This is a genomic window from Massilia sp. P1_C10 (genome assembly GCF_056406475.1).
The window spans coordinates 164,098-183,848 of the sequence record NZ_JBFUAC010000006.1; the positions used below are offsets into that span (position 1 = coordinate 164,098).

A 19,751-nucleotide genomic window follows, 5' to 3' on the forward strand; every position below is an offset into this window, starting at 1 on the left:
AGATCCTGGGGTCCAGACCAAAAGAATGCCCCGATTCGTCGGGGCATTTTTATTTCGGCGCGTCGACTTATGCGCGCGACCTCTCCAGGTTGTCGACCAACACGCGCTCGAGCGTTTCGCAGCGATCGCGCAACGTGCGCTGCGTCTGGTCGGCGTAGGCCAGTTCGCGCTCGATCGCCACCACGCGCAGGCTTTCCAGGTCGGAGCCAAGCTGCTGCGCCGCTTTCTTCAACAAGCCGATTTCGTCGGGCCGATACGGCTGGCCGCTGCATTTTCCGCCGACCAGCACGATGCCGCTGAGGGTGCCGCGCACGATCATCGGAAATGCGATCGCCTGCTCACGCTCTACCGCATCGCGTTCGTGACGCAACTGAATGACCAGGTCGTCGTTCGGATCCAGGCGATCGGGAGCATCGGCCAGCGAACCGTGGCCGGCTACGAAGTCGCCCTCGCCGCGCCGCAGATAAACGACAACGCCGGCGCCGCCGCCGAATCGCTGCACCGCATCGATGAACTTCTGCTGGAGCGCATCGGCATCCGACACATGCATCGCGCTGCGCATGAAGGTGCGCAGCCTTTCCGCCGCTTCATGCCAGTGGTGAAAGAAGAAATGATTGACCTGGTGATTGACCCAGTGCTGGATGCGATGAAAGCACAGGATCACACCGAGCGCCACCGCGGCGTCGATGATCACATTGGTTTCGCGCCCATGAAAATGCAACAGCTTGTCGACCGCAAATTCGGTTACCGCAAACACCACCAGCAGCGCCGCGCTGATGATTGTCACCACCAGCGCGCGGTTGAGTGCGAAGCCGGCATCGAACACCCGGCGGCTCAGCAGCGCATACGCCAGCAGCATTGCGGCGCCGCAGCGGGCGACCGTGAGCGTCTCGTAAAGCGCGAGCGGAGGCAGCGGGCTGCCGAGCGCAACATTGACTTCCGCAAAGATCCAGCTCAGGTAGAACATGCCAAGGCTGAGCGTAATCCACATCACTTTCTCGCGTGTCACGTGCGTGCTGCGCCACCAGGAGTACAGCAGTGCCGCCAAGCCACCGAAGACACAGCCGTTGGCATTGAAGTTCATCCACGCACCAATTGAAATCCACGGCAACGCGGCGCTAGGCATCAGGCCGGTGCCAATCGCCAGCTGGGCAATCGCCAGCGCCACTGCCGAGCCCAGCAGCGCCGGGTAAGCGCGACGCACCCAAGTGTGCCGGAACAGCGGAGCGTCGGTTGGGAAGACCAGGGAAAAGACGATGAACAACTGCCACCCCATCATCCACAAGACCGGCGCTGCGAACCGCAGCACCACATCCTCCATCGGGTGCGGCAAGATACGTAATTCCGAACCGTATCCGACCGTGACGAGCATCAGGGCCAGCAGGCGATGCGGCCCGGCTTCGGGGCGGCGTACCGCGATCAGGATGCCGCAGAAGACGGCGATCAAATTGCCTGCCCAGTTCAGCACAAACGACCTGGCGGTTTCCCGATTCGGATTGTCGGCGGAAGCGCTCACGTGCAGATGCCGGCCCGTCCCGTCGCGAAACAGCGTCAGTCCAATCTGGTCGGTTTTGGCCAGAAAGCGGCTGCGGTCAGATGGCGTATCGAACACGATCGTATCGCCAATCCGCGCGCCGGCCGCGATCAGCGGCGAGTCCGGACTCAAGGCCCGAATGGGATAGCGATAGTGCGCATCGAGCAGCGCAAGCTGCACGCCCAAGGTCCCGGCGACGTCGGGGAGGACCCGGCGCTCCCAGCGCGCGATTGCCCATCCATCGAGCGCCAGCGCTATAAATGCATACACCAGCAGGCAGGCCAGCCACGTCCTGGAAGAGATCGCAAATGGGCGCACGGAAGCTCCGCTAAAGAGTCGAACCTGGGTTAATTTCACCTATGATAACAAGCGAGTTGTCATGGTGGCAAATTTCTTCCCGCGTGGGCGCGCCGCGGTTCGGCAAAAAAAATGCCGCGACAAGCGAGGCATTTTCCGTTTGCGATGGGCTTCTCTATTCGCCGAGGTAGGCCGCCTGCACGCGCGGATCGTGCAGCATGTCGGCCGCGTTGCCGGTCATGATGATCGCGCCCGAGTCCATCACGTAGCCGCGGTGCGACGCTTCCAGCGCCAGCCGCGCGTTCTGCTCGACCAGCAGGATCGTGATGCCCTGCTTCGATACGTCGCGGATCACTTCGAAAATTTTCTCGACCATGATTGGCGACAGGCCCATCGACGGCTCGTCGAGCAGCAGCAGGTTCGGGTGGCTCATCAGCGCGCGCGCCATCGCCAGCATCTGCTGCTCGCCGCCCGACAAGGTGCCGGCGAGCTGCGGCGCGCGTTCCTTCAGGCGCGGAAACACCGCGTACCATTTCTCGATGTCGGCGTCGATCCCAGCCTTGTCGTTGCGCGTGTAGGCGCCCATCTGCATGTTCTCGTGAATCGTCATGCGAGTGAACACGCCGCGCCCTTCCGGCACCATCGCCAGCTTGCGCTCGACCATCTGGTGCGAGTGCACGCCCTTCAGCGGCTGGCCCATGTAGCTGACCGTGCCTTCGACGCTGCATGGCGGCAGGGTGCCGGTGATCGCCTTGAGCGTGGTGGTCTTGCCGGCGCCGTTTGCGCCAATCAGCGTGACCAGCTCGCCCTTGTTCACTTCCAGGTCGATGCCCTTGACCGCCTTGATGCCGCCGTACGCGACTTTCAGCCCTGCTACTTTAAGGATGTTGTCGCTCATTTATGCGCGCCTCCGAGATAGGCGTCGATCACAGCCTGGTTCTTTTGTATGTCTGCCGGTAAGCCTTCGGCAATCGGTTTGCCGTATTCGAGCACGGTGATGCGGTCGCACAGGCCCATCATCAGCTTGACGTCGTGCTCGATCAGCAGCACGGTCTTGCCTTCGGCCTTGATCTTGACCAGCAGCTCGCGCAGCGCCAGCTTCTCGGTCGCGTTCATGCCGGCGGCCGGCTCGTCCAGCGCCAGCAGCTGCGGGTCGGTCGCCAGCGCGCGCGCGATTTCCAGGCGGCGCTGGTCGCCGTACGAGAGGAACTTCGAGGTGCGGTTGGCGAACGCGCCGATGCCGACGAAATCGAGCAGCTCCTGCGCGCGGGCGCGGATCGCCGCCTCCTCCATGCGCGCCGCCTTGTGGCGGAACACGGCGCCGAACACGCCCTGGCGCGAGCGCACGTGTCGCCCGACCATGACGTTCTCCAGCGCGGTCATCTCGCCGAACAGGCGGATGTTCTGGAAGGTGCGGGCGATGCCGGCCTTGGCCACTTCATGCGGCGCCGACGGCGAATACGGCTTGCCGGCCAGCTCGAAGGTGCCGGTGTCCGGCTGGTACAGGCCGGTGATGACGTTGAAGAAGGTGGTCTTGCCGGCGCCGTTCGGGCCGATCAAGCCGTAGATCTGGCCCTTGGTGATCTTGACGCCGACGTCGGTCAGCGCCTGCAGGCCGCCGAAGCGCTTGTTCACGCCGGCGATGTTGAGAATGATCTGTTCGCTCATGTGCTAATCCTCGCGCTCGGCCATCAGGCCGGGAACGCTTCGCCCTTGTTGGTTTCAGCCGCTTCGGGCCGGTCTTCGTGTTTCGGCGACGGCCACAGGCCGGCCGGGCGGTTCAGCATGATCAGCACCAGCGCCAGGCCGTACAGCAGCTGGCGCAGCACTTCGGACTCGATCACGACCTTGCCGAAGACGGCCATCTGGACCGGCTCGACCACGTGGCGCAGCACTTCGGGCAGCGCCGCGAGCAGCACGCCGCCCATGATCACGCCCGGGATGTGGCCGATGCCGCCCAACACCACCATCGCCAGCACGGCGATCGACTCGGTCAGCGAGAACGATTCCGGCGACACGAAGCCCTGGAACGAGGCGAACATGGCGCCGGCGACGCCGCCGAACGAGGCGCCCATCGAAAACGCCAGCAGCTTGATGTTGCGGGTGTTGATGCCCATCGCCTTGGCGGCGATTTCGTCTTCGCGGATCGCGACCCAGGCGCGGCCCAGGCGCGAGTGCTGCAGGCGCGTCGTGACGAACACGATCGCGATGCACAGCAGCAGGAACAGGAAGTAGTAGGCGTTCACCGACGGCATCGAGAAGCCGCCCAACACCACATTGGCGCGCGAGCCGGGCTCGCCGGCGAGGTTGACGGCGAAGATTTTGATCGGGTCGATCAGGTTGATGCCCTGCGGACCGTTGGTGAAATTGATTGGATCGTTCAGGTTGTTCATGAAGATGCGGATGATCTCGCCGAAACCGAGCGTGACGATCGCCAGGTAGTCGCCGCGCAGCTTCAGCGTCGGCGCGCCGAGCAAGGCGCCGAAGAAACCGGCCACCAGTGCCGCGAGCGGGACGATGATCCAGACCGACAGGTGGATGCCGTTCTGGGTGATGTCCGGGCCCATGACCGAGATCAGCGCGTTGCCCAGCGTCGAGTTGTAATTGACCACCGATTCGAGCAGCGCGGCAAATTGCGGCGACGCCAGCAGGCCGGTCAGGTAGGCGCCCACCGCGAAGAACGCGATGTAGCCGAGGTCGAGCAGGCCGGCGAATCCGACCACGATGTTCAGTCCCAGCGCCAGCATGATGTACAGCAGCGCGATGTCGATGATGCGGACCCACGAGTTGCCGAACTGGGCGGCAAGGAACGGGAAGACGATCAGGCCGATCAGCAGGATACCCATGCTGGCGTAGGCCTTGCGCGGATTTTCCTGGACGTTGAAGTTAAGCAGTGCCATGTCGTATCTCCCGTTCAGGCGCGGTCGGCCACGCGTTCGCCCATGATGCCGGAGGGCCGGATCGTCAGGACAATGATGAGCACCACGAAGGCGAAGATGTCCTGGTAGTGGCTGCCGAGGAAGCCGCCGGTCAGGTCGCCGATGTAGCCGGCGCCCAGGCTCTCGATGATGCCGAGCAGGATGCCGCCGACCATCGCGCCGTAGATGTTGCCGATGCCGCCCAGCACCGCGGCGCAGAACGCCTTCAGGCCGGGCAAGGTGCCCATCGCAAACGCGATCGACGCGTAGTTGGCGCCCCACATCACGCCGGCGACGGCGGCCAGCGCCGCGCCGATGGCGAAGGTGGCGACGATCACCATGTTCGAGTCGACGCCCATCAGGCCGGCGACGCGCGGGTTTTCAGCCACGGCGCGCATGGCCCGGCCCATCTTGGTTTTTTCGACCAGGTAGACCAGGCCGACCATCGCCAGCGCGGCCAGCACCAGCAACAGCAGCTGGGTCTGCGAAATCAGGGCGCCGCCGATCATGATCGGTTCGGTCGCCAGCAATTGCGGGAACGGCAGCGGGCTGCGGCCCCAGATCATCATCGCGAAAGTCTGCAGCAGGATCGACACGCCGATCGCGGTGATCAGCGGGGCCAGCCGCGGCGCGTTGCGCAGGCGGCGGTAGGCGACACGCTCGATGATGATGTTGACCAGGATGCAGGCGGGCACGGCGCCGGCGATCGCGATGAACAGGTCGACGTAGCCAGGCAGGCCGGGCGCGAACACTTCCAGCAGCTTGAGGATGGTCAGGCCGACCATCGCGCCGATCATCAGGACGTCGCCGTGGGCGAAGTTAATCAGGTTCAGCACGCCGTACACCATCGTGTAGCCCAGCGCGATCAGGGCGTACATGCTGCCCAGCACGAGGCCGTTGATGATCTGTTGGATAAATGTATCCATATTATTTGTTGTCTCTTTCTTTTCGTTCTAACAAAAACGGCACCCGGGGTCGTCCCCCGAGGTGCCGCTCCTGGCCTGCGCCGTAATTCACAAACTCCATCATTGCCAACCCAGCGCAACGCAAGGTGTTACATGGTCATACCGCGACGGCACATGGTGTGCCGTCCGAGCGCAGCAATGATAGCGAAGTTTTGATAAAACTAATATCGGGAAATCGCAACTCCCCCAAATTATATTTGTAGATGTATGTATAAAACCTGAGGCTATACCAGGGGTTTGGCACCGTCCAGCCCTTTTGGCAACGGGAAAGTCACATGTTCCTCGACGCCTTCGAGGGTGCGCACGCTGCGCGCGCCCAGTTCCTTGAGGCGGTCGATTACGGCCTGCACCAGCACTTCCGGGGCCGAGGCGCCGGCGGTGACGCCGATCCGCAGCTTGCCTTCGAGCCACTTCGGGTCGATTTGCGACGCGTTATCGATCATGTAGGCCGGCGTTCCCATCTTTTCGGCCACTTCGCGCAGGCGGTTCGAGTTCGAGCTGTTCGGGCTGCCGACCACGACTACCAGCTCCACCTGCGGCGCCATGAACTTGACCGCTTCCTGGCGGTTGGTGGTGGCGTAGCAGATGTCGCCCTTCTTGGGCTCGATGATGTTCGGGTACTTCGCTTTCAGCGCGGCGATGACTTCGGCGGTGTCGTCCACCGACAGCGTGGTCTGCGACACGTAGGCGAGCTGGTCCGGGTTGCCGACTTGCAGGCCGGCGACGTCAGCGACCGTCTCGACCAAGTGCATGCCCTCCTCCGCCTGGCCCATGGTGCCTTCGACTTCCGGGTGGCCGTCGTGGCCGATCATCACCACTTCGCAGCCCTGCTTGCGCATCTTGGCCACTTCCACGTGCACCTTGGTCACCAGCGGGCAGGTAGCGTCGAAAATCGACAGGCCGCGCGCGGCCGCCTCGGCGCGCACCGATTTCGGCACGCCATGGGCGGAGAACACCAGCGTGTTGCCGGCCGGGACATCGTCGAGGTCTTCGATGAAGATCGCGCCTTTTGCGCGCAGATCGGCGACGACGTAGGCGTTGTGGACGATTTCGTGGCGCACGTAGATCGGCGCGCCGAACTGCTGCAGGGCGCGCTCGACGATTTCGATGGCGCGGTCGACGCCGGCGCAGAAACCGCGCGGCTGGGCTAAGAGAATTTCGCTGTCCATGGGGATCCTGTTTACAACACGGAAATCAGTTTGACTTCAAACAGCAGCGGCTTGCCGGCCAGCGGATGGTTGAAGTCGAAGATGGCGCCGCTGTCGGTCAGTTCGCGCAGCACGCCGGCGAAGCGGCCGCCGCCGGGCGCGGCGAAGTCGACCAGGTCGCCGACCTTGTATTCGGCGCCGGGCGCGGAATTGTCGTCGAGGGTCGCGCGCGAGACGGCCTGGATCATGTCCGGATTGCGCGCGCCGAAGCCTTCGCCGGCGGCCAGCTCAAAGGTCTGGTGGGCGCCTTCGGCCATGCCGAGCAGGCGCTGCTCGAGGAATGGCGCGAGCTGGCCCTGGCCCAGCATCAGCGTGGCGGGATTTCCGGCAAAGGTAGTGACGATATCAGTACCGTCCGCGGTGGCGAGCCGATAATGCAGGGTGAGGTAGGCCGAGTCGGTGACGACGGCTGGAGACGCTTGGGTCATGGTGAAGGTTCTGGCGTGCAAACCGATATTGTAAGCCACTGGCGGCCAAACGGCTGCGCCAGCCAGGATACTTGACTAATCAACTATCTTTAACGAGCGTCGTTCCTGCGGAGGCTGGAACCCATGCTGAGCGTATTCAGTATAGGTTCCAGCCTCCGCTGGAACGACGGTTTCTAGGCAAGGGATTTTTTCAACAATGGGAATCAATCACTGGCCGGCCCAGCAGCGCCCGCGCGAACGCCTGATCGCCGACGGCGCCCGTTCGCTGTCGAACGCCGAACTGCTGGCAGTATTCCTGCGCGTCGGCGTCCAGGGCATGGACGCGGTCCAGCTCGGCGAGAACCTGCTCAAGCACTTCGGCTCGATCAACGCCCTGTTCGGCGCCAGCCTGGCCGAGTTCTCCGGGCTGCACGGCCTCGGCCCCGCCAAGTTCGCCCAACTCCAGGCCGTGATGGAACTGGCCCAGCGCGCTATCGGCGAGCAGTTGCAGGCCGGCCACACGCTCGGCTCGCCCGAGGCGGTCAAGCTCTATCTGCGCATGAAGATGAGCCAGCAAACCCACGAATCCTTCGTGGTGTTGTTTTTGGACGTCAAAAATCGCCTGATCGCGTGCGACGAAATGTTTCGCGGCACCCTCACCCACACCAGCGTGTACCCGCGCGAAGTGGTCAAAGCGGCGCTGAAACACAATGCGGCGAGCGTGATGCTGGCCCACAACCACCCGTCCGGCACGCCCGAGCCGAGCGAGTCCGACCTGCTGCTGACGCGCGCGCTGGTGCAGGCACTGGCCCTGGTCGACGTCCGCATCCTCGACCATTTCGTCGTCGCCGGCCCGCAGGTTCATTCCTTCGCCGAACATGGTCAAATTTAGCTTGGCCAATTGTTAAATTCACGCAGTCGCACAAGACACAATTGTTTTTCACAAGTCATTGATTCCGCGATGCTTTTCACGCTATACTCTCGTTTTTCCCGATTGCGGAAGTTTACTGAAGGAGTGCGCTATGGCACGTGTTTGCCAAGTAACTGGCAAGGGTCCGATGGTTGGCAACAACGTCTCCCACGCTAATAACAAAACGAAACGTCGTTTCCTGCCTAACTTGCAGAACCGTCGTATCTATGTGGAATCGGAAAACCGCTGGGTCTCCCTGCGCTTGTCCAACGCCGGTCTGCGCGTCATCGACAAAGTCGGCATCGATGCCGTCCTGGTCGACATGCGCGCCCGTGGCGAAAAAGTTTAATTAGGGAGCTATCATGGCAAAAACTGGCCGCGACAAAATCAAGCTGGAATCGACCGCGGGTACGGGTCACTTCTACACCACCGACAAGAACAAGCGCACGATGCCTGCCAAAATGGAGATCATGAAGTTCGATCCTAAGGCACGTAAGCATGTCATGTACAAAGAAACCAAGATCAAGTAATCCGGTCTCGCTTTCCTGAAAAAGCCGCCCACGCAAGTGCGCGGCTTTTTTGTTGCCTCGAACAAAACGGGGTCAGGTCCGCAGGTCCAGACCCCGACCGGCCGCCTTACTTTGGCAGCAGCTTGATGGTCGTTTCGGTCGCCGCTTCGATCAGCTTGCGCGAATACAGCAGCGGGAAATAGTCGCCCTTGCCCCAGCTGGCCGCCAGGTCGCGGTAATGCACGCTGTCCGGGTCGCCCGACTGCCCCGGCGTGTTCATCGCCCGCGAATTGTCCCAGTTGCCCACGTCGACCACCACCCGGAACGACGGCCCGTTGGTCTTCAGGAAGTCGGTCGGCCGGTAGCTCGACTGGTTCACGGTGTTCGCCCCGCCCTGCGCCGGGAACGGCCCCACGTTCAGCTTGGCGCGCAAGGAATTGCTCATCATGCTCATCGGGTGCGCATAGTAGCTGTAGTGCAGGCGCCCCCACTGCCACGCTTTCGGATCCGGACCGCCCGCCCGCTCCAGCTCGGCATATGCGGCGCCCAGGCTGGTCAGCAGCAACTCGTCGCGCCTGGCCCTGGCGGCGCGGCCGAAGCGCGCAGACGGCCGCTCGAGCGCGTTCATCATCGCCGTGATGTCGGCCGTGGCGATCAGCGGCGCCGCTTTCGGATCGGCCACCGCGCGCACGTAGGCCTGATTCAGGTGGCGCGACCACCACACTTCGAACAAGGCGGCCTGTGGCGACTGGCTCGACTCGACCGCGTCCCAGCCGCGCAGCAGCGCCAGCGCGGCGCTGGCCTTCGGCTCGGTCGACTTCAGCGGCGCCAGCAAGGCCATCATGCGCCGCGCCGGGATCGACACCAGGTCGTTCTGCAGCCGCATCGAATCCTCGATCGACACCTTCGCTTTGCCATCGAGCACTTCGCCGATGCGCGTATGGCGCGCGTTGTTCGGCCACTCGAAGCCGAGCTTGTACTTCGCCACCGGATAGCCGTCCGGCAGGTTCATCTCGTTGGCCGAGGCGAACCAGCCCTGCTTGGGGTTAAAGCTCGACGGCAGCTTGTCGCCGGTCAGGAAGCCATTCCACTCGTAGCGCCCGTCGCCCGGCACCGGCAGCAGGCCGTCCCAGTTCGGGCGGATCGGCGTCAGGCCGCCGGCCACCCAGCCGATGTTGCCGCTGGTGTCCGCGTAGACCTGGTTCTCGGTAGGCGCGCCCCAGTTCAGCATCGCCTTCTTGAACTGCTCGAAATTCTGCGCCTTCATGTAATCGATGCTGCCGAAGTAAGGCGCCATGCCCGCCTCCAGCCAGCCCGAGCGCACCGCGAACGCGCGATGCCTGGCCGCCTCGGTAAAGATCACCGGCCCGTGGCGCGAGAACACCATCTCGGCGGTGGCCGGCGCGCCGCCCTTGACCGGGATGCTCTCCCTCAGCACCTTGAAGTCTTCCCACTGGCCGCGGTATTTGTACTGCATCGGGTTGGCCGGGTTGGTCTCGTAGACGTACAGGTCTTCCTGGTCGATGCTGAAAATCGTCAGGCCGAAGGCGATGGTGCCGTTGTGGCCGATCGAGATGCCCGGCAGCGCCGGCTCGCCGGCGCCGATCACGTTCATGCCGGGCGCGTTCAGGTGCGCGATGTAGCGCAGCGACGGCGCCGAATAGGCGCGGTGCGGATCGTTGGCCATGATCGGCCGGCCGGTCGCCGATTTCGACGGCGCCACCACCCAGTTGTTGCTGCCTTCCATGCGCTGCTCGTGGTCCAGCGCGGCCAGCGTCGTGTCCTTGCCGAAGAAGACGTTGTCCGTGGCGAGCTTGAATACGTCGAGCAAGCCGGCCGGCAGGCAGGGATCGAGGCCCGCCGGCATCTCGGTCTTCCACGCCGGCTGCAGGGTGCTGCGCACCTGGTCGGCCGCCAGTCCCGCCTTGCAGGCGACGCCGGCGCGGGCCACTTCCAGCGTCAGGTTCCGGGTCAGGCCGTGGCTGCGGATGCGCACCACGTCCTCGGCCTTCCATTTCGCAGGCGCATAGCCAAGCTGGCGGAACTCGAACGGCAGCGCCGCCGGATTCTGCGCCGTGTAATCGACATAGGCGTTGATGCCGGCCACGAAGCGCTCGCTGATACGTTGCGCGCCCTTGCCGTACGACGCCCACTCCTTCTGCATGTCGCCGCGGTACAGGAACAGCCGGGTCGCCTTGTCCTGCTCTATATAAGTGGGGCCGAACACCGACGACAGCTCGCCCAGCCCTCGGCGGCGCCACAGGTCGATCTGGAACAGCCGGTCGCGCGCGGCGTTGAAGCCCTGCGCGAAGAAGGCGTCGTCCTGGCTTTGCGCATAGATGTGCGGCACGCCCCACTTGTCGACCAGGATCTCCGCGCCTTGCGCCAGGCCGGCCACTTTGATGGTTTGCTCGGGGGCGGCCACGGCGGCGCCGGCAAAAAGGATCGACAGCAGGGACGGCAACAGGCGCTTCATCGGCATTCTCGACAAGTTATGGTTGCGGAAGTATAAACACATTCGCCGTCCACTAATCGGCGCTTGGTGACGCCATTTCCGCAGTTCGTCGCATTTTTTGGCTTTTCGACCGCCAGACTACTAAGATAGTTAAGCCATAACTTTAATTAATGGGAATTATAAAAACATGCATACCCTGACGGAATCACCTGAAAAGACGGAATTGGCCCCAGTGCAGGCCGGCCAACGCATCACCGCGCTTGACGCCGTACGCGGCTTTGCCCTGCTCGGCATCTGCGTCATGAACATCGAGTTCTTCAACCGCGCCCACGCCACGCTGGGCACCGGCATGCCGGTCGGCCTGACCGGCATCGACTGGCTGGCCTCCTATTTTGTCGCCTACTTCGTTGCCGGCAAGTTCTGGACCATCTTCTCGCTGCTGTTCGGCATGGGCTTCGCCGTCATGCTGACCCGCGCCGAGCGCGCCGGCCGCGACTTCCTCAAGCCCTACATCCGGCGCATCGCCGCGCTCGCCGCGTTCGGCGCCGCGCACCATATCTTCCTGTTCGCCGGCGACATCCTGTTCAGCTATGCGGTCGCGGCCGTGTATCTGCTGATCGTGCTGTACGCGAACTGGAAATGGCTGCTGGCGGCGATCGCGGTCGCCATCGGCCTGGCCTTCATTCCGGGATTCGGCCCAGGCGCCGGTTCGGCGGCCGGCGTGATGGCCTTCTCCGGCATTGTCGCGATCTACATGCGCGCCGAAAAGAAAGCCTGGGGCCTGTCACTGATGTCGGCGATGCTGTGCGCCGTCTCGCTCATCGCCGCCATTGCCGCGGCGGTGTTCTGGCTGGTCCCGGGCGTGCCGAGCGAGCCGCGCGGTCCCGCCACCGCTGCTTCGGTGCTGTTCCTGATCCTCGCAGTCCTTGCCCAGAAATATCGCAATCCGATCGAAGCACGCCCATGGCGCGCCGGCGCGGCGATCTACCTGCTGTCGTTCACGATGCTGACGATCGGTGGCCTGGTCGACTACTTCACGCCGCCTGAAGCGCCAGTAAAAGCAGTCGCCACCGCCCCGGCGGCGACCGCCACAGCGCCTGCGGTCGTTGCCAAAGCCGAGCCGAAAAAAGTCGACGCCAAGGCCGCTCCAACCGAGGCGGAAAAGAAGGCCAAGGTGGCCGCGGAGCGTGAGAAACGGCTGAAGGAGCAGGCTGAGAAAGTCAAGATGGAGACCAGGGTGATGAGCAGCGGCAGTTATGCCGAACTGGTCCAGATGCGTGCCAAACAGTTCGCCGAGCATGCGCCGATGGAGTCGGGCTTTGCGAGCGTCCTGATCGGCATGTTCCTGCTGGGTACCTGGTTCATCCGCTCGGGCGTGATGGAAAACACTGCAGCGCACTTGCCGCTGTTCCGCAAGTTCGCGTTTATCTGCCTGCCGCTCGGCATCGGCATGGGCATCGCCGGCAGTATGATCGCCACCTCGCACTTGCCAGGCGCCGAGCACGACGGCTTCATGCTGTCGAGCGGCCTTCTTATGCTGGGCAACCTGCCGGCCTGCCTGGGCTACGTTGGCATGATCGTGCTGATGCTCAACAGCCGGTCGATCTTCTCCAACGTCAAGGTGCTGGCGCCGTTCGGCCGCATGGCGCTGACCAACTACCTGACGCAATCGCTGGTCATGTCGCTGTTCTTCATGGGCCATGGCCTGGCGTGGTACGGACTGGGCCGCGCGTGGCAGCTGGTGTTCGCCCTGGTGCTTTGCGGCGTGCAGGTCGTGTTCAGCCACTGGTGGCTGTCGAAGTTCCGCTACGGTCCTGCGGAATGGCTGTGGCGCGCGATCACCTACATGAAGATTCCGGCGATGCGCATCGAGCCATCGACCGGCGGCATGCAGGCGCAGCTTGGCTAGAGTCGAACAAGGGGCCAGATCCGCGCCGGAGCTGACCCCAGTTTTGTCGCCGCCGCGCGCAAAATCCGATCCTTGCCTTTCGACTTCTCCTATGCCAAGAAGACCATCACCGCTGCTTTGCTGTTGGGAGCCGTCCATTTCAGCGGGTGGGCCGAAACGCAAGTGCTCCCTAAGGATGTCGCGACTTTCGTCGAAGAGCGCGAATCCTGTGACCACTGGCGCGGCGAGCCCGGATTCGACAAGGAGCGCCAGGCCGAGATAGACAGGTCCATTTGCGACGCATGTACCGGCACCGACGCAAAGCTTGCCGCCTTAAAGAAGAAATATCGCGCCAGCAAGACAGTGACGGCGAAGCTGGGCGAATTCGCGTCTGCCATCGAGCCGACAGAAAAAGCGGCTGCGAAACGGTTTTGCCAGAACACGCTGAAATTGGACGGGATCGACAAGTGACAAATAGCCGCAAGCGGTGGCGACACCCCGGGGTCAGGTCCGGCCGACCTGACCCCAGACCTTGGGACGCGGCACACGCAGATCCACCAACGTAAAAAAGGCTCCGCGAGGGAGCCTTTTTCTATTGCAAGCGCCAGAACTTACGCGTAGCTGCGCAGACGCAGCGAGAACTCCTGCAGCGACTTGATGCCCGACGCTTCGGCGCGCACGCACCAGTCTTGCAGCTGATGCAGCAGCTGGTCGCGGGTGAAGTGCGAGCGCTCCCAGATCGCGCCCAGTTCGACGCGCATGTGGTGCATCGTTTCCAGCGCCTTGCTGTGCTGGAACAGCTCGACCAGTTGCTGCTTCTGCGGCGCTTCCAGCTTGGCCGGCTCGCGCTGCAACAGCTTGCGCGACGACTTGAGGAAACGCGACTCGAGCTCCGGCTTGGCGCGCAGGTGCAGCACTTCTTCATGCCAGGCGTGCTTGAACGACTTGGCGTACTTGGCCATGACGTCGTAGCGGTTGGCGATCACCGACTGCAGCGTGTCGAAGTCGGCCACCAGCTTGCCGTGCTCGAACTTCGGCTCCGGCGCCACTTTGCGCACCTTCGCCAGGCCCAGCGTCTCGAGGATGCGGATGTACAGCCAGCCGATGTCGAACTCGTACCACTTCGACGACAGCTTGGCCGACGTCGCGAACGTGTGATGGTTGTTGTGCAGCTCTTCGCCGCCGATCAGGATGCCGAACGGGATGATGTTGGTCGCGGCGTCGGCGCAATCGTAATTGCGGTAGCCCCACCAGTGGCCGATGCCGTTGATCACGCCGGCGGCCATCACGGGAATCCACATCATCTGGATCGCCCAGATGGTCACGCCGATGACGCCGAACAGCGCGACGTTGACGATCAGCTGCAGCACCACGCCCTGCCACGAGAAACGCGTGTACAGGTTGCGCTCGATCCAGTCGGTCGGGGTGCCATGGCCGTACTTCTCCATGGTCTCCTTGTTCTTCGACTCGGCGCGGTACAGCTCGGCGCCTTCGAAGAACACCTTTTTGATGCCGCGCGTGACGGGGCTGTGCGGATCCTCTTCGGTATCGCACTTCGCATGATGTTTGCGGTGAATCGCCGCCCATTCCTTGGTGACCTGGCCGGTCGTCAGCCACAGCCAGAAACGGAAAAAGTGACTCGGAATGGCGTGCAGCTCCAGCGCACGGTGCGCCTGGTGGCGGTGCAGGTAGATCGTGACGCTGGCGATCGTGATGTGCGTCACGGCAAGCGTGTAGAACACCACCTGCCACGCGGACAGGCCGACGATACCGCCGTCGAGGAATCCAAGCACCGCTTCCAACATGCTACTTAACAAATTCATTACCTCTCCAATGTGGCTGTTTTGTCTTGCCGCCGCCTTCTACGAAGCAGTCGGCCAACCACACATTTTACGCGGTTCCATGTTCCGCGCACACTTTACGCACGTCAATTGGTGACACTTTGTGAGATTTTTTCGCGCGCCAGTGCCATCTGGGCATCGAATATGCGCGGATCGGCCGATGGCAGTGCCAGCTTGATATCGCCCGACTGCACCAGGGCATAAATCTTCTTGTTCACATCCGACACCACGCTGCCGCGCCCGCTTTCCGGATCGGTGATCCAAAAACCAAGTTCAAGCTCGAAGCCGTCGGCGCCGAACTTGTTGAGCGACACGCCCGGCTTGGGCATGTCGAGCACCCGCGCCACGCCTACCGGCAGCGATTCGAGCAGGGGAATAACCACATTCAGGTCGCTGCCGTAGGCCACCGTCAGCGTGGTGGCCACGCGCACCGAATGGCTCGACAGCGACTGGTTCTGCACCACCGACGAAATCAGCATTTCGTTCGGCAGTACGGTGTCGACGCCGTCCAGCCCCTGCAGCACGGTGTAGCGCGTGTTGATGTGGCTGACCTTGCCGCTGTATTTGTCGACCGTGATCATGTCGCCGATCGACAGGCTGCGCTCGAGCAGGATCACGAAGCCCGACACATAGTTGCTGGCGATCTTCTGCAGGCCGAGACCGAGGCCGACGCCGAGCGCGCCGCCGAACACCGACAGCACGGTCAGGTCGATGCCGACCATGGACAGGCTGACCAGCACGGCGACCACGATCAGCACCGCGCGCGAAAGGCGCGCCATCACCACCCGCAGCGACGAGTGAATGCCCTGCACGCCCATCAGGCGCTCTTCCAGCGCGGCGCCGGCCCACAGCGCCAGCATCAGCAGCACCACCACCGACGCGGCCGCTTGCAGGATGTCGATCAGCGACACCTTGTGGCGGCCGATCGGCAGCAGCGTGTTGTCGAGATAGCGGTAAATGTCGGGCCACAGCCCGGTGATGTACAGCGCGACCGCCGCCCAGACCACCACGGCGAAGATCTTCTCGAAGGTCTGGAAGGCCGCGCCCAGCTGGCCGTGACGCGCGAACACGCGCCGCAACATATAAAAGGCGATGCGGATCAGGGCGAACGAGGTGAACAGCGGCACGGCCACATGCAGCAGGTTGACGTGCTGGTAGCGCGCCAGGATATTGCGCGACAGAACCAGCAGGCCGACGATCAGCAGCGGCCCGAGCACGCGCGCGAAACTTTCCACGCTGAGACGGCGCACCCGGCCGGCATCGACGCCTTCGGCGCGCCGCTGGAAACGGTCGCGGATGAAGCGCGCCAGCCACCACCCCACCGCAACACTCAGAACAATGGCGCCTGCCTGCCAGAGAATGCCTGGTTCGCGAAGGTCGTCAATCAGGTCGGACAGCAGTTTTGGCAGGTGCATGGGCGCTCGTCGGTGAGATTACGCTTCTTCTGCGGGAACTTCGGCGTCGTCGTCGGCCGGCTTGGCCTTCGGCGCGCGCGGCGGCAGCGGCTTGCGTTCCAGCACTGCGGCGAAGAAGCCGTCGGTCTGGTGCTTGTGCGGCAGCAGCTTCAGGTAGTCGCCCATTTCCAGGTCGATCTTCTGCTCGGCCAGCACCTTGTTCATCGGCACCAGGTCGAACTCCGGATGCGCGGCGAGGAACTGCTCGACGATGAAGTCGTTCTCTTCGGTCAGCAGGCTGCAGGTGGCGTACACCAGGCGGCCGCCGCCCTTGAGCAGGCGCGCGGCGCTGTCGAGGATCGCTGCCTGCTTTTCCTGCATCTCGGCGACGGCTTCGACTTTCTGGCGCCATTTGACGTCAGGATTGCGGCGCAGGGTGCCGAGGCCCGAGCACGGCGCGTCGACCAGCACGCGGTCGATCTTGCCGGCCAGGCGTTTGACCTTGGCGTCGCGCTCGTGGGCGATCTGCACCGGATGCACGTTCGACAGGCCGCTGCGCGCCATGCGCGGCTTGAGCTTGGCCAGGCGCTTCTCGGAAATGTCGAAGGCGTACAGGCGGCCGGTGTTGCGCATCAGCGCGCCCAGGGCCAGCGTCTTGCCGCCGGCGCCGGCGCAGAAATCGACCACCATTTCGCCGCGCTTGGCGCCGACGATCTGCGACAGGATCTGGCTGCCCTCGTCCTGCACTTCGATCGCGCCTTCCTTGAACAGCGGCAGGTTCTGCAGCGACGGCTTCTTGATCACGCGCAGGCCCTGCGGCGCGAACGGCGTCGGCACGGCGGCGATCGGCGCTTCGGCCAGCTTGGCGACGACGTCGTCGCGCGTGGCCTTGATGGTGTTGACGCGCAGGTCGAGCGGCGCCGGCTGGTTCAGCGCGTTCGCCAGTTCCAGGGTCTCGGCTTCACCGTACTGGGCGACGAATTTGTCGAACAGCCACTTCGGCAGGTTCGAACGCATTTGCACCGGCATCAGCTTGCGGTCGATCTGCTTGATGCGCTCGAGGAAGGCGGTTTCCTCTTCGGTCAGGCCGGCGAGCGCATCGGCGCCCATCGCCTCGGCCAGGCCCATGATGGTCAGGCGGCGCATGGTCGACTCCTGGCCGGCTTCGGCGAAGTCGGTGAAGAAGGATTTGTTGCGCAGGATCGCGTAGATGCCTTCAGCGACGGCGCCGCGTTCGCGCGGTCCAAGGCGCGGGTGGTCCTTGAAGTAACGCGACAAAGTGGTGTCGGCAGGCGCCGAAAAACGTAAGATCTCGCGCAATACTTCTTCAGTATTGCCGAGGATCGCTGGAGGCAATCTCATGATATTCCTTGGTTAACTACGTATTAGTACTGAGCCGGCGCGCCGTGTTCGATGAAGCTGCGGATGACGCGAGGATACAGAATATGTTCCTGTTGCAGCACACGGGCGGCCAGCGTGTCTTCGGTGTCGCCCGGCAGGACCTCGACTTCGGCCTGTCCCAGCACCGGGCCGTGGTCCAGCTCGGCGGTGACGATGTGGACCGTGGCGCCGTGGCGCTGGTGGCCCGCGGCGAGCGCCTGGCGGTGCGTGTGCAGCCCGGGGAAATGCGGCAGCAGCGACGGGTGGATGTTCAGCATGCGGCCGGCGTAATGCTCGACGAACGGCGCGGTGAGGATGCGCATGAAGCCGGCGAGCACGACCAGGTCGGGCTCGTACATGTCGATGACCGAGCGCAGCGTGGCGTCGAATTCCTCGCGCGTCGCGAATTCCTTGCTGGGAACCACGGCGGTGGCGATGCCGTTCGCTTCGGCGAATGCCAGGCCGCCGGCGTCGGGCTTATTGCTGATGACCGCTGCGATCCGGGCCGGCCATTGCTCCGATTGTGCTGCGCGCACAATCGCCGCCATGTTGCTGCCGCCGCCGGAAATCAGGATCACGATATTTTTCATAGCGCGCATTATACGTCATGTTGCGGTGCAACATGCGATTGCGCGGATGCTGGGGTCAGGTACGTCGTCCGACGGGGACGCCTGGTTCCCGCCTTTGACGCATGCGCCTATTCGAATGAATAAAATACGCGGAACGGGACTTTCTTTTCGGCCCAGAAATCGGCCGCGTCGCGGAACACGTCGAGCAGGGTCTCGCGCGCTTCCTTGTCGAACTTCTGGGTATTGGGCAACTGCTCGAGCACGACGATGAAGCCCGGCTGCGCGCCGGCGGCGTTGATGGTATTGGTCAGGCACTCCCGCAGCGCATCGAAATTCTTGCTGCAAGGCTTGGGAAAATGAAAGTTCTCGCCGATACGGGCGCACACCTGCTGCTTGGTCAGCGCGTCGGCGCAGTGGGCGTACAGGAAATGCTGCCCAAGGCGAACGGCTTCCTCCTGCAATTCCACGACACGGAACGCGCGAATGGATTGCACAAGGTTAGGCGGCACTGTTATCAACAAACTCATTTTTCCCTCAAATCGACCTGTAGCTACCGGTGGTTTTTATGTTCGGTTCTTGCCTGGGCATCGCGCCCGTCGACGGGCGCATTTCTCCTGATTGTCGTTGCTTGGCGCCAATACGCCCGATAATTTTCTGTAAGGGTAACGTTTTGTGGTAACTGAATCAACCCGAATGTGATCAGAGACGAAATATTTGTAAAAAAACAGAAGGTTTTACGATAAAAGATGCGGTTTCACGATTTTCGGGCGCGCCGCCGATTGTCATGACGTCCTGTTACAAATTGTTGCCTTGTGGATCAACCCAGCGGACGCGGCGCGGTAGTATACGAACATGGCCAAATTGGCTAACCTAATTCACGCAGCAAACTCCTAACGAGGCCCCCAGATGAACATGCAAGCAAAGTTGATGATGACCGTACTGGGCCTGACCGCCCTGCCGCTGGTGCACGCTGTCGAGTTCGAAGATTACGGCCGCGTCGTGCGCGTGCAGCCGCGCGTCGAGCAGATCCGCCAGCCGCGCCAGGAATGCCGCACCGAATACGTCCAGGCCCAGGTTGCGCCGCAGCAGCAGCGCAGCGCCGGCGGCTCGATCATCGGCGGCATCGCCGGCGCGCTGGTCGGTAACCAGGTCGGCGGCGGCTCGGGCCGCGCCGCGGCGACCGCCGCCGGCGCCATCGCCGGCGCCGTGATCGGCGACCGCGTCGACAACGACGGCCGTCCGGTCGGCCAGCCGATGACGCAAGAGCAGGCCGTGCGCCAGTGCCGCACCGTCGAATCGTACGAGTCGCGCACCGTCGGCTACGACGTCACCTACGACTACCGCGGCCGTAACTACACCAGCGTGATGGCGCGCGACCCGGGCCAGCGCGTGCGCCTGCGCGTGTCGGTCGAGCCGGACCAGATGCAGTAATCGCAATACCGAGGGTTCCGCTTGCGCTACGGGAACCCCTCAAAC

Annotated in this window: 19 protein-coding genes; 6 read left to right on the plus strand and 13 right to left on the minus strand. The window is 63.3% G+C overall.

Features of this window, described 5'->3' with window-relative positions; translation table 11 throughout:
• Positions 1–67: 67 nt before the first annotated feature.
• The 7 genes from AC1D02_RS15015 to AC1D02_RS15045 form a co-directional block, all read right to left on the minus strand.
• Positions 68–1,852: a hypothetical protein gene (locus tag AC1D02_RS15015; protein ID WP_477318201.1), complete on the minus strand. Its 1,785-nt coding sequence runs from the start codon at positions 1,850–1,852 to the stop codon at positions 68–70.
• 154 nt (positions 1,853–2,006) lie between these two features.
• Complete coding sequence (locus tag AC1D02_RS15020) at positions 2,007–2,729, minus strand: ABC transporter ATP-binding protein (protein WP_477318203.1); 723 nt, start codon at positions 2,727–2,729, stop codon at positions 2,007–2,009.
• Positions 2,726–3,499 carry an ABC transporter ATP-binding protein gene (locus AC1D02_RS15025; protein WP_477318205.1) on the minus strand — a complete coding sequence of 258 codons (774 nt, stop codon included), beginning with the start codon at positions 3,497–3,499 and terminating at the stop codon, positions 2,726–2,728. The genes AC1D02_RS15020 and AC1D02_RS15025 overlap by 4 nt, the downstream gene beginning before the upstream one ends.
• Positions 3,500–3,522: 23 nt before the next feature.
• Entirely contained in the window at positions 3,523–4,731 is a 1,209-nt protein-coding gene (locus AC1D02_RS15030; RefSeq protein WP_477318207.1) for an ABC transporter permease subunit, read from the minus strand.
• A 14-nt stretch (positions 4,732–4,745) separates the two neighbouring features.
• On the minus strand, positions 4,746–5,675 hold the full coding sequence (locus tag AC1D02_RS15035) for a branched-chain amino acid ABC transporter permease (protein ID WP_477318209.1): 930 nt from the start codon (positions 5,673–5,675) through the stop codon (positions 4,746–4,748).
• 263 nt (positions 5,676–5,938) lie between these two features.
• Positions 5,939–6,883: a 4-hydroxy-3-methylbut-2-enyl diphosphate reductase gene (gene ispH, locus AC1D02_RS15040; RefSeq protein ID WP_477318211.1), complete on the minus strand. Its 945-nt coding sequence runs from the start codon at positions 6,881–6,883 to the stop codon at positions 5,939–5,941.
• An 11-nt stretch (positions 6,884–6,894) separates the two neighbouring features.
• Positions 6,895–7,350 (minus strand): FKBP-type peptidyl-prolyl cis-trans isomerase, encoded by a 456-nt coding sequence (locus AC1D02_RS15045; protein WP_477318213.1) that lies wholly within the window; start codon positions 7,348–7,350, stop codon positions 6,895–6,897.
• A gap of 196 nt (positions 7,351–7,546) precedes the next feature.
• On the opposite strand from AC1D02_RS15045, the gene radC reads away from it, so the two are divergent.
• From radC to rpmG, 3 genes are all read left to right on the plus strand, one after another.
• Positions 7,547–8,221 carry a RadC family protein gene (radC, locus tag AC1D02_RS15050; protein ID WP_477318215.1) on the plus strand — a complete coding sequence of 225 codons (675 nt, stop codon included), beginning with the start codon at positions 7,547–7,549 and terminating at the stop codon, positions 8,219–8,221.
• A gap of 130 nt (positions 8,222–8,351) precedes the next feature.
• Complete coding sequence (gene rpmB, locus AC1D02_RS15055) at positions 8,352–8,588, plus strand: 50S ribosomal protein L28 (protein ID WP_305505671.1); 237 nt, start codon at positions 8,352–8,354, stop codon at positions 8,586–8,588.
• 10 nt (positions 8,589–8,598) lie between these two features.
• Positions 8,599–8,769, plus strand: coding sequence for a 50S ribosomal protein L33 (gene rpmG / locus AC1D02_RS15060; RefSeq protein ID WP_197422130.1), 171 nt, complete (start codon positions 8,599–8,601; stop codon positions 8,767–8,769).
• A 106-nt stretch (positions 8,770–8,875) separates the two neighbouring features.
• Here rpmG and AC1D02_RS15065 read toward each other — a convergent pair whose 3' ends face one another.
• Positions 8,876–11,230: a penicillin acylase family protein gene (locus AC1D02_RS15065; protein ID WP_477318217.1), complete on the minus strand. Its 2,355-nt coding sequence runs from the start codon at positions 11,228–11,230 to the stop codon at positions 8,876–8,878.
• A gap of 160 nt (positions 11,231–11,390) precedes the next feature.
• On the opposite strand from AC1D02_RS15065, the gene AC1D02_RS15070 reads away from it, so the two are divergent.
• Together AC1D02_RS15070 and AC1D02_RS15075 are read left to right on the plus strand one after the other, a co-directional pair.
• On the plus strand, positions 11,391–13,112 hold the full coding sequence (locus AC1D02_RS15070) for a DUF418 domain-containing protein (protein WP_477318219.1): 1,722 nt from the start codon (positions 11,391–11,393) through the stop codon (positions 13,110–13,112).
• Between the two features lie 72 nt (positions 13,113–13,184).
• A complete protein-coding gene (locus AC1D02_RS15075) occupies positions 13,185–13,562 on the plus strand; it encodes a hypothetical protein (RefSeq protein ID WP_477318221.1) in 378 nt (125 codons plus the stop codon).
• Positions 13,563–13,702: 140 nt separating this feature from the next.
• Here AC1D02_RS15075 and AC1D02_RS15080 read toward each other — a convergent pair whose 3' ends face one another.
• The 5 genes from AC1D02_RS15080 to AC1D02_RS15100 all read right to left on the minus strand — a co-directional run bounded on the left by AC1D02_RS15080 (position 13,703) and on the right by AC1D02_RS15100 (position 18,802).
• Positions 13,703–14,896 (minus strand): DesA family fatty acid desaturase, encoded by a 1,194-nt coding sequence (locus tag AC1D02_RS15080; RefSeq protein WP_477318423.1) that lies wholly within the window; start codon positions 14,894–14,896, stop codon positions 13,703–13,705.
• A gap of 122 nt (positions 14,897–15,018) precedes the next feature.
• Positions 15,019–16,347, minus strand: a complete 1,329-nt coding sequence (locus tag AC1D02_RS15085; protein ID WP_477318223.1) for a mechanosensitive ion channel family protein — start codon at positions 16,345–16,347, stop codon at positions 15,019–15,021.
• 18 nt (positions 16,348–16,365) lie between these two features.
• The gene (locus tag AC1D02_RS15090; protein ID WP_477318225.1) at positions 16,366–17,688 is read right to left on the minus strand and encodes an RsmB/NOP family class I SAM-dependent RNA methyltransferase; all 1,323 of its coding nucleotides are present in this window, start codon (positions 17,686–17,688) and stop codon (positions 16,366–16,368) included.
• A 23-nt stretch (positions 17,689–17,711) separates the two neighbouring features.
• Positions 17,712–18,296: a phosphoribosylglycinamide formyltransferase gene (purN, locus tag AC1D02_RS15095; protein ID WP_477318425.1), complete on the minus strand. Its 585-nt coding sequence runs from the start codon at positions 18,294–18,296 to the stop codon at positions 17,712–17,714.
• A gap of 107 nt (positions 18,297–18,403) precedes the next feature.
• A complete protein-coding gene (locus AC1D02_RS15100) occupies positions 18,404–18,802 on the minus strand; it encodes a barstar family protein (protein WP_477318227.1) in 399 nt (132 codons plus the stop codon).
• A gap of 379 nt (positions 18,803–19,181) precedes the next feature.
• Here AC1D02_RS15100 and AC1D02_RS15105 point away from each other — a divergent pair, with 379 nt between their 5' ends.
• Entirely contained in the window at positions 19,182–19,706 is a 525-nt protein-coding gene (locus AC1D02_RS15105) for a glycine zipper 2TM domain-containing protein (RefSeq protein WP_477318229.1), read from the plus strand.
• Positions 19,707–19,751 lie beyond the last annotated feature (45 nt).

Bases quoted from the DNA above. Each gene is read 5' to 3' on its own strand.
- AC1D02_RS15065 (WP_477318217.1), bottom strand. From the start codon at position 11,230: ATGCCGATGAAGCGCCTGTTGCCGTCCCTGCTGTCGATCCTTTTTGCC.
- AC1D02_RS15045 (WP_477318213.1), bottom strand. From the start codon at position 7,350: ATGACCCAAGCGTCTCCAGCCGTCGTCACCGACTCGGCCTACCTCACC.
- AC1D02_RS15020 (WP_477318203.1), bottom strand. From the start codon at position 2,729: ATGAGCGACAACATCCTTAAAGTAGCAGGGCTGAAAGTCGCGTACGGC.
- radC (WP_477318215.1), top strand. From the start codon at position 7,547: ATGGGAATCAATCACTGGCCGGCCCAGCAGCGCCCGCGCGAACGCCTG.
- AC1D02_RS15035 (WP_477318209.1), bottom strand. From the start codon at position 5,675: ATGGATACATTTATCCAACAGATCATCAACGGCCTCGTGCTGGGCAGC.
- AC1D02_RS15100 (WP_477318227.1), bottom strand. From the start codon at position 18,802: ATGAGTTTGTTGATAACAGTGCCGCCTAACCTTGTGCAATCCATTCGC.
- AC1D02_RS15070 (WP_477318219.1), top strand. From the start codon at position 11,391: ATGCATACCCTGACGGAATCACCTGAAAAGACGGAATTGGCCCCAGTG.
- purN (WP_477318425.1), bottom strand. From the start codon at position 18,296: ATGAAAAATATCGTGATCCTGATTTCCGGCGGCGGCAGCAACATGGCG.
- AC1D02_RS15105 (WP_477318229.1), top strand. From the start codon at position 19,182: ATGAACATGCAAGCAAAGTTGATGATGACCGTACTGGGCCTGACCGCC.
- AC1D02_RS15030 (WP_477318207.1), bottom strand. From the start codon at position 4,731: ATGGCACTGCTTAACTTCAACGTCCAGGAAAATCCGCGCAAGGCCTAC.
- ispH (WP_477318211.1), bottom strand. From the start codon at position 6,883: ATGGACAGCGAAATTCTCTTAGCCCAGCCGCGCGGTTTCTGCGCCGGC.
- AC1D02_RS15085 (WP_477318223.1), bottom strand. From the start codon at position 16,347: ATGCACCTGCCAAAACTGCTGTCCGACCTGATTGACGACCTTCGCGAA.
- rpmB (WP_305505671.1), top strand. From the start codon at position 8,352: ATGGCACGTGTTTGCCAAGTAACTGGCAAGGGTCCGATGGTTGGCAAC.
- AC1D02_RS15025 (WP_477318205.1), bottom strand. From the start codon at position 3,499: ATGAGCGAACAGATCATTCTCAACATCGCCGGCGTGAACAAGCGCTTC.
- AC1D02_RS15090 (WP_477318225.1), bottom strand. From the start codon at position 17,688: ATGAGATTGCCTCCAGCGATCCTCGGCAATACTGAAGAAGTATTGCGC.
- AC1D02_RS15080 (WP_477318423.1), bottom strand. From the start codon at position 14,896: ATGTTGGAAGCGGTGCTTGGATTCCTCGACGGCGGTATCGTCGGCCTG.